Annotated in this window: 9 protein-coding genes and 1 pseudogene; 5 read left to right on the top strand and 5 right to left on the bottom strand. The window is 34.0% G+C overall.

Annotated elements, in window-relative coordinates:
• Nucleotides 1–214: 214 nt before the first annotated feature.
• The gene (locus tag ACFFIT_RS04000; RefSeq protein WP_385876362.1) at nucleotides 215–1,219 is read right to left on the bottom strand and encodes an IS5 family transposase; all 1,005 of its coding nucleotides are present in this window, start codon (nucleotides 1,217–1,219) and stop codon (nucleotides 215–217) included.
• 161 nt (nucleotides 1,220–1,380) lie between these two features.
• Here ACFFIT_RS04000 and ACFFIT_RS03995 point away from each other — a divergent pair, with 161 nt between their 5' ends.
• From ACFFIT_RS03995 to tnpA, 5 genes are all read left to right on the top strand, one after another.
• Complete coding sequence (locus tag ACFFIT_RS03995) at nucleotides 1,381–1,557, top strand: SidA/IucD/PvdA family monooxygenase (RefSeq protein WP_385876361.1); 177 nt, start codon at nucleotides 1,381–1,383, stop codon at nucleotides 1,555–1,557.
• Between the two features lie 196 nt (nucleotides 1,558–1,753).
• On the top strand, nucleotides 1,754–2,365 hold the full coding sequence (locus ACFFIT_RS03990; RefSeq protein WP_385876360.1) for an FAD-dependent oxidoreductase: 612 nt from the start codon (nucleotides 1,754–1,756) through the stop codon (nucleotides 2,363–2,365).
• Nucleotides 2,366–2,404: 39 nt separating this feature from the next.
• Complete coding sequence (locus ACFFIT_RS03985; RefSeq protein ID WP_385876359.1) at nucleotides 2,405–2,545, top strand: hypothetical protein; 141 nt, start codon at nucleotides 2,405–2,407, stop codon at nucleotides 2,543–2,545.
• 7 nt (nucleotides 2,546–2,552) lie between these two features.
• The gene (locus ACFFIT_RS03980) at nucleotides 2,553–2,855 is read left to right on the top strand and encodes a GNAT family N-acetyltransferase (RefSeq protein ID WP_385876364.1); all 303 of its coding nucleotides are present in this window, start codon (nucleotides 2,553–2,555) and stop codon (nucleotides 2,853–2,855) included.
• Nucleotides 2,856–3,106: 251 nt separating this feature from the next.
• The gene (gene tnpA / locus ACFFIT_RS03975; RefSeq protein ID WP_385876358.1) at nucleotides 3,107–3,328 is read left to right on the top strand and encodes an IS66 family insertion sequence element accessory protein TnpA; all 222 of its coding nucleotides are present in this window, start codon (nucleotides 3,107–3,109) and stop codon (nucleotides 3,326–3,328) included.
• 5 nt (nucleotides 3,329–3,333) lie between these two features.
• Here tnpA and ACFFIT_RS03970 read toward each other — a convergent pair.
• The 4 genes and pseudogenes from ACFFIT_RS03970 to ACFFIT_RS03955 all read right to left on the bottom strand — a co-directional run bounded on the left by ACFFIT_RS03970 (nucleotide 3,334) and on the right by ACFFIT_RS03955 (nucleotide 8,397).
• Nucleotides 3,334–4,412 (bottom strand): annotated as a pseudogene (locus ACFFIT_RS03970) (IS3 family transposase).
• A 207-nt stretch (nucleotides 4,413–4,619) separates the two neighbouring features.
• The gene (locus ACFFIT_RS03965) at nucleotides 4,620–4,922 is read right to left on the bottom strand and encodes a hypothetical protein (RefSeq protein ID WP_385876357.1); all 303 of its coding nucleotides are present in this window, start codon (nucleotides 4,920–4,922) and stop codon (nucleotides 4,620–4,622) included.
• 13 nt (nucleotides 4,923–4,935) lie between these two features.
• A complete protein-coding gene (locus ACFFIT_RS03960; protein ID WP_385876356.1) occupies nucleotides 4,936–6,813 on the bottom strand; it encodes a DUF2157 domain-containing protein in 1,878 nt (625 codons plus the stop codon).
• Between the two features lie 387 nt (nucleotides 6,814–7,200).
• Entirely contained in the window at nucleotides 7,201–8,397 is a 1,197-nt protein-coding gene (locus tag ACFFIT_RS03955) for a Wadjet anti-phage system protein JetD domain-containing protein (protein WP_385876354.1), read from the bottom strand.
• Between the last annotated feature and the right edge of the window lie 129 nt (nucleotides 8,398–8,526).

Raw genomic sequence — 8,526 nt, 5'->3', positions numbered from 1 at the left:
GGCCTACCACCATCTTAGGTAAAGCATGTTAGCCACCTAATAGCTAACTTCACAGCACACAATCAAAAACCTATTTTTTTAAAATTAGGTTTTTGAAAAAAAATTTTTTACCGTTTTTTTGCCCTTTTTTTGGAAAATAATTTGTTTTTTACTCTTTTTAACAAAAAATGTCAGCATTTCTTCCCTTTTTTGGCCCTTAAGCCAAAATTTAGGCTTAGTTAGCCTGTGATTGTTCTAATTCTTTTTTAATTGTGGTCGCTCTTTTGAGATTTAATACCATGCAACGCATGGAAAAGCTTAACGCATTTCTCTTTAGGCCTTTATATCTAGCTTGCCCCATCCCTAGATGCATTTTACCTAGCCCAAAGATACTTTCTACTCGGCTTCTTATTCCACTACAGACTCGATTGAATGCCTTATCCTCTTTTGTTAACGGCTTATTGCGGTAGGCTCGCTTTAATATCTTATTTTCAATACCTTTCGATTCTAGTTGTTTTGCTGTTTTCTCGCTTGCATAAGCACTATCAGCATAAACCTCTACTTCATTACCTGTCAGTAATTCCTCAAAAACTTGTGAATCATGTAACTTACCTGTTGTAACGACTGCCTGAGTCACAAATCCATCTTCATCGCAGGCAATATGACCTTTAAACCCGTAGGTCGTTTTCATTTTGCCGTCTGAACCTGTTTTCAAATTATAACTCGCGTCCTCATCTTGTGTATTTTTCCCTACTTTGTCTTTATTAGGCCTATTGTTCAGTGCTTTTATCACTGTAGCATCTATAATACTTACTGAGCCTTTCTGTACTATTATAGATTGCTCAGCAAGTTGTTGATTGATGTTATCGAATAAAACAGTGACTAAATTTGCTTTCTCCAGTTTTTCTCTAAAACGCCATATCGACGAATGGTCTGGGATCGAATCATTCTGATGCAAACCAACAAATTGACGAAACAATAAATCTCTCGCAAGCATATTCTCCATTTTAACATCGCTCAAATTATGCAACGACTGTAATAACAGAACTTTAAACATCATGGTAGGCGCATAAGGCGATGCTCCTAAACGATTTTTTTTATTAGCTATAAGCACATTCAATATGCTAATAATTTGCTCCCAATCAATGAGTGCATTTATCGTATCAAACTCTTCAAAAGCTTTATGTTGTTTAATACTATTATTAGTGAATTGAAAGCTAGGTTGAATATTTTTCCACATGATTTTTTACCTTAAATAATTGATTTTGTTTATTATATCATTAATAGTATAAAAAATAATCAAAAATAGATTAAATATCATACAGAAATTCAAAGCTCTCAAATCGTTGGCAATTAATTTATTTACATGCTAAATTAAATTCAGTTTTATGGTAACGGGGTGTGTCTGTTACATTAAATATTAAGGAATTTAACGTGGTGTATGATGTAATAGGTATTGGTTTTGGGCCTGCAAATCTAGCGATAGCCGCTGCTATAGACGATTTAAATTTAACCTCAGAGAATAGTTATTTCCTGAATTTGAGCAGTTGCTTCACAAGCCTTATTACCTTTATGTAATGAAGCTGGATAAAGGTTTGGCTTTTTATATCTACAATGGATTGAAATCTATTCTGGATATTGTATGTCAAGATCCCTCAGCCGATGGCAAAGTGATCGCTCGGTGCCTTCGTCAACTTGATGAGCCTTTTCGATTCTCAAAAAACGGTGATAACCAGTTGTCTAAGTGGAAATGCGAAGTACTTGAGGCAAACAAATGATAAAAGATACTCGACATTTTGACTGGGCGATCATTGGGGCTGGTGTTGTTGGCTGTGCGATTTCAAGGGAATTGTCTCAGCACTCCGATTTGCGCATCGCATTAATTGAGCAGAATCGGGTAGGTAGCGGAGCGACTCTCAATTCCGGCGGGTTTGTTCGAGTGGTACACAGCGAAATAATGCTATCCCCCGATGGACCTGTTCTTATTGAAGTTGGGGCTAGAATACACGGTGGTTATACGCCTAAGACAGTTCAAAGCTTTTCATCAGTATCTCAATTAGAGTTAAGCGTTTATGCTTATACCGATATAGATAAATATATTATCACTACAAACCACCCTCCTATTTTTTATAAGAACGCCTTAGTGTACTTCTTTATTAGTCATCAAGATGGCATTATAGAAAGAATTATAGAAGACAAAGAGTTGGAGAATTTAGATTCATACTTTAGTTCTGTATGGAATATATCAAAAAATTCACCGATAAACAAAACAGTAGATTTACTTACATCCCCTGGTTGGGTTGTTTTAATGAATGAGAGTAAAGAAAAGTTGCTAGAAGATAAAGCCAAAATTATGGAGCTTGAAAAAAACGGCCAATTATATTAATTTAACAAACGGCTATTGGATAATTTGGGAGGATATATCATGGAATATGCAATAAGAAAAGCTACCTTATTAGATTTAGACTCTATCTCTTCTTTATTTAACAGTTATAGAATGTTCTATGGTGAAAGTGATAATCTAATTGTGTGTAGACAATTCATTTCTGATAGACTAAAAAAATGATGAATCTATAATATTTATCGCTGAGGATTTACATAACAATCCTTTAGGGTTTGTACAACTATATCCAACTTTCTCATCTATTTCGGCAAAAAAAACCTTAATATTAAATGACTTATTTGTTTACAAGATGTATAGAAATAAAAATATCGGTAAACTACTCATGGATTCCGCTAAAAAGTATGCTATTGAAATTGAAGCAAATGGCTTATCTCTCGAAACGAGCTTAGATAACAAGGTTGCGCAAAATTTATACGAAAAATTAGGATATGTTAATGATCGTAAAACATTACACTACTATCTAGGAATCTAGTCACTGTGTTAGTGTACCGGAGATGCATTAACACACTATGTCAGGGTGACCGCATGAGTGATTATTTTTCAATCTCCCGACTAAAACCAGCACTTAATACCGCCTCTAGCATTGACGTATTCATCATACATCGCTTTTGTTTTCTAACGATGCTCAGCTTGGTAGATTCGTAAGCGCCACAAATAAACCCCACCTACCAATAAAAACCGCTTTGCGACATAGTGCTCCACATTATCAATAAGGAGCACATCATGACATCCCAAGAAAAACAGCAATATTGGTCTCAACTTTTTGAACAACAGGCGCAAAGCGGTTTGACGATTACCGATTTTTGCAAAGCCAATAAAATTAATATCAGTACCTATTATAACTGGCGACAAAAACTCACTGATATACCATCTTCGCCTCGGATCCATCCGGTCGTAGTGCAAGGGAGTTGTAAATACCCCGTTTATAAGACAGATATTACGTAGAATAATTAAGCTGCATTTCTATATTCAATCGGTGTCATATTATTGAGAGAGTCATATGGTCGCTCATTGTTATATAACCTAATCCAGTCTTGGGTTAGCTGCTTGACCTCATTAAGATGATTAAATAAATAGCAGTCCAATACATCCTCTCGATATGTACGATTAAACCGCTCGATATACGCATTTTGATAAGGACATCCTGGTTTGATGTAATCAATCCGTATGCCGTGTGTCTTAGCCCAATTCATAAAAATTTCTGACCTAAATTCACTTCCATTATCAACACGTATTTTCTTGGGATAACCATGCCAATCGGCCAGTTGGTCAAGATACCGAATCACTCTTAGCGAGGATATATTGGTGCCAATATCAATACCTAACACTTCACGATTAAAATCATCTATCACATTAAATGTTCTAAATCTGACCTTGTTTTGTAAGGTGTCACTCATGAAATCCATTGACCAAGATTGACCTAGAGATGACGGAACCGCTAATGGTTCTGGATAACGCGTAGGTAGCCGTTGCCTTAATTTTCGTCTTAGATTGAGTTTTAGGGTTGTATAAACTCGGTAAACACGCTTGTGATTCCAAGCATAGCCTAACTTTCTTAACCGGTTAAAACACTTCGGAAATCCCTAACGATGATGTTTTTCAACCAGAGCATTTAATGCATCAATAATTTCAATATCATCATGCTTCTTAGGTTGATAGTAATTAGCTGTGCGGCTTAGGCAAACCACATCGCAACATTTCAGCACACTCATGTTATACCGCACCTGCAACTCATCTACCCATACTTTCCGTTGTGCCACAGGCGCTAGAGCTTTTTTATGATATCTTCTTGCATCTGTGACTTGAGACTTAATTCGGCATACATCTGCTTGAGTCTTCGGTTTTCTTCTTCAAGCTCTTTAAGTCGTTTGACATCAGAGGTTTCCATACCACCGTATTTTTCGCGCCATTTGTAAAATGTCGAGTTACCGATACCATATCGACGGCAAATATCTTTGACGGATATTCCCGCTTCAGCTTCTTTCAAAATCGCCACTATTTGGCTTTCAGTCATACGTTTAGTCATCATAAAACTCCTTTGTTTTAGTTTAAAAGAAATTCTACGAATAAGCTGTGTTATTTTAGGGGGTATTACAACTAAGATTAAATGTTTGATATTGGACAAAACAACTGTGTATATCAAGGGTATTGATGAAGAACATAGACATATAATTAGACTGCTAGGAGAACTCTACGAGACAATATATGAAGCGGTTAAAAAATGACCTGCTTTAGCCTAAGAAATAATTATAAAATATAGTGCGGAAAGACAGATCCATGTAAGATTTTTATTCATATGATTTTTTATAGACTTTGAACTGCGCATATCTTTACTTAAATAAGTCATTTTTTTTTGTGTCATTAATTGCATTAGTATAGCTATGTTCTTTTTCATTGCTATGTTCTTTTTCATTGCTATGTTCTTTTTCATTGCTATGTTCTTTTTCATTGCTATGTTCTTTTTCATTGTTATGCTCTTTTTCATTGCTATGCTCTTTTTCATTGCTATGCTCTTTTTCATTGCTATGCTCTTTTTCATTGCTATGCTCTTTTTAATTGCTTTTTCTAATGGTCTTGGGGAGGTAATAACACAACACAGAGAATAAGAACAAAACGACGCCAGTTTTTAGTAGATGGTGAGATTTTTCGATTAGTAATATATCAAGGTAATAATAATTTATTATCAGTAAAAAGAAAACAAATAACCAACTGCAAACACGATGCCAAATTGATTGGCTCAGTGTACTTAACGTAAGCATTGAAATTGCTATCGGAAACCAAATCATTTCTCGACTTATATAAAAACTCACCAGAGAAAGCAGTAAACCTAAAATGGTAAAGTAATTCGGGAGTCTTTTTAACACGACAAGTAAACTCATCGTGATAAAAGGCAAAATGTGGTATAAAACTATATAATTATTTTCCAAGCTACTCGAATAGCTAAAACCTAAAATTACAGTAGCATTCAATAAATAGAATACTATCAGAATTATCTCACTATGTAGAGCTTTTTGCGCTGCATTTAAATAAGGGTGTTTAAATGTATATGCATCTTTCATAAGGTACATTACTAAAAGAACTAGGGTAAAAACACTTAAAATAGGATCTGTTGGATGAAAATACTCATAATATAGATGAGCCATTGCAAAAACACCTATTAAAATTCGACTATATTTATTTTTGATGAAATAAATATAGATAAGATACGGGAAGAGAAACAAGCAAAAAATGAATAAATTGAAGAAAAAACTGAGATCGTGACTATACCAATAATACGACGTGATTTCATTAATTAAAACGAATTGTAGCAAGGCAAATAAAATGGCAAAACTTTGTTGATTAATGGCTTTCTCAGAGAAAATTTTCTTTTGAGCGTAGATGATAATAACGAATAGAACATGTGTGCTTAGTGAATAAGTAATGAGCGTAGTGTTCCCTATAAGACTTAAAAAAAAGATAGTTGAACTTATAGCGACAACAAATCCTAAAAGTCCTATGCATACATTTTTGATCTTACTGGCCTTTGAGCGAATATCATCACTGAGAATATCTCCATTAGAATTCCAATTGTTATATACCATTCTTAGGTAACTAAAAAATAAAACGCAACTGATAAATGCTGAGATGGTGAATATTAGATAACTTAAACTATCATCTTTGCTACTGTAAATAAGTACTTCAGCAATTTTAGTATTGACTACAATAAGAAGGAAAAAAGTTTGCTGGATAAAACTGATAGGTTCTCTTTGTAAATGACTACCTAACTTACTGCAACCGATAATTATTAAAAAGAATAAAAACAGCAGGTTGTTAGAAAATAAGTTATCGATAAGAAATTGGAAATACACCAGAACAAAAGCACAGAGTAATAGTAGCTGTGTTAGCCACCCATGGTATTTAAATCCATAGGAAAGACCTAGATAGATCGAAAAACAAAAAAATGCAGGCAAACAGTAGCTAAATTGATCTAAGGAACTGATTTGTTCTGTCATTAAAAACAACGTACTATTAGCGATGATTAATAAAAAGAGCCAAATAAATGTATGATGAATATAAAGTGCAAAGGGGAGTATGAGGCATGTCCATAATAAGAAAAATTGCCATGCATCAAGGCTTGTTTCGTATGTTTGACCAATCAATGCATAAAGCGCTCCTACTGCTGTGAACAGAATAAATATTAACGCAACTTCCACCCATCTAAATACTGCTTTTTTTTGCCATCTATCTAAGGTAAAAAAACCAGATATACATATTGCTCCAGAGCAAATAATCACCCCTTGAACCACTATAAGTTTTTGAGAAATTGAGATTACAGACCAATTAGCTGCAATAAAAGAAATTATGCTACTGCAGAATAAAACAATAGACAGCATAAAAAAACTCAAGGTAAAGTTATTTTTATTGCTTAATGAGAGGGAAATATTTTGCATTAAATTTTAATTCCTTAAGCTTTTTAGGGATCTTTAATTTTCTATAAGAAAAAATTAAACCTACACCAAAAAATAATCTTGGCTAAATGCCTATCTGTTAATTTTACTTTTCCAGTTTTCACGCTTGCATCAGGTCAGTGCAAACAATAATAAAAAAAGTAATTTTAATTCATAGGGCTATCCAAGATGGCGATAGTCATAGATTTCAACATTAACGAAATTTAGATTCACCCACTAAATAGTGACAATCATTTTTTTGTTTTATTATCAATAAGTTAAAGGTAAAATATTCGGTAAATATCGAAAAATAGTAGCAGTTAATCACTCTATATACTGCTTAGTATCAAATTAAGATTTCGATAATATCAACTCATATTTAAAATACTGTCACAACCAATTATTAAGGAACTTTTCTATAAAATCATTACTTATTCGTTCTTGCTCAAGCCGATTTTGAACAAATTGACCGTCTCTAAGCTGCCTAAAGAGATCTAATTCCTCAAAAGTCAAATGAGTAGGTTCTTTAAATATTGATAAGGGTTCTTGCACCATTCGTTCCTTAAAACGTTCCACAGTTGATTTATCCATCATCAAGGACTGAATATGTGGTTGTTTTTTTCTAGCTTCACTTAATATCGTCAAACCTTCAGAATCGATATCCCCCCAATATCCTATTTTTTGATCCTTAAAAAAGTGCGCGTCAAGCCAAGAGGTATTTTTTCCAGCCCCTGCAATAGCTATGGTATTTTTCATTGGGGGCAAGCAGAGTGCTGATTGTTCATTTTCCACAATAATTAATCTATCAACCGGCAATTTTTCCCTTTGCAAATAGTCAGAGGGTAATCGCAATAAAGGTAAATCACCAAATAACCTTCTGGCATTATTACATAAAGGGATAACTAAAAGCCAATGCTTTGGTTTAGGAACTACGCTGAGCCACTCTAATAGCCCTATATGCTCAATATTTTCATCAATTAAGACTATAGACAATTGCTCAATGAAATTTAAATGCATTTCAATAAACTTTGTATCAACTTCTTTTAATGGTAGTTTCCTAAGATACTCTCCTTTCCCCATGCCTTTCTCAATTTGAGACAATAACTTTGCTAACAAATTTACCGTAACCCAATCGACGTGCTGAACAAAATCTAAATTATCAACAAGGACATCTATGAATGGTTTAACTTTACTTTTGGCAGGGCTAAATAGTTCTACCCAGGAGGCAAAATTAGCTCGTAATTTATTGATTTCATTTTCTCTGCCTATCAACAAAATCAAGGCTTGAAAATGACTAATCACAAGCCTCCTTGGAATGATTTGTTCCCCTAATGAACGGTAGTTTTTTTTCTCAAACAACACCTCAATGCCCTCTTTAGGGGGATATTTTTTAGCTAAAGCAAGCCATTGAGTTACGTGTTCTCTAAACGCATCTAGATTATCTAACGCTGATTTAGCTCCAGGAATAACAATGGGAATAGTGATAGGGAAAACCATTTGATTTTTGAGCAACAATTTTAGGTTAACTGGCGTTTCCCAATACTTCGCTTGAAGTTTTTTAATCATATGTGAAGGAGGATTAAACATCTATCAACATACCTTCTTTTCCGTTAACTTTATGGATATATTTTTTTTCATTAGGATCATTCCATTTGCTTATGTCACTCCCTCTATTCATTTACTTAATGTGCCAAGATATGCACTAAATAATTTAAA

The organism is Thorsellia kenyensis, from assembly GCF_042432445.1.
GTDB lineage: Bacteria > Pseudomonadota > Gammaproteobacteria > Enterobacterales > Thorselliaceae > Thorsellia > Thorsellia kenyensis.
The sequence above is the reverse complement of the archived record's forward strand: the minus strand, read 5'-3'. Positions and strand labels throughout refer to the sequence as shown.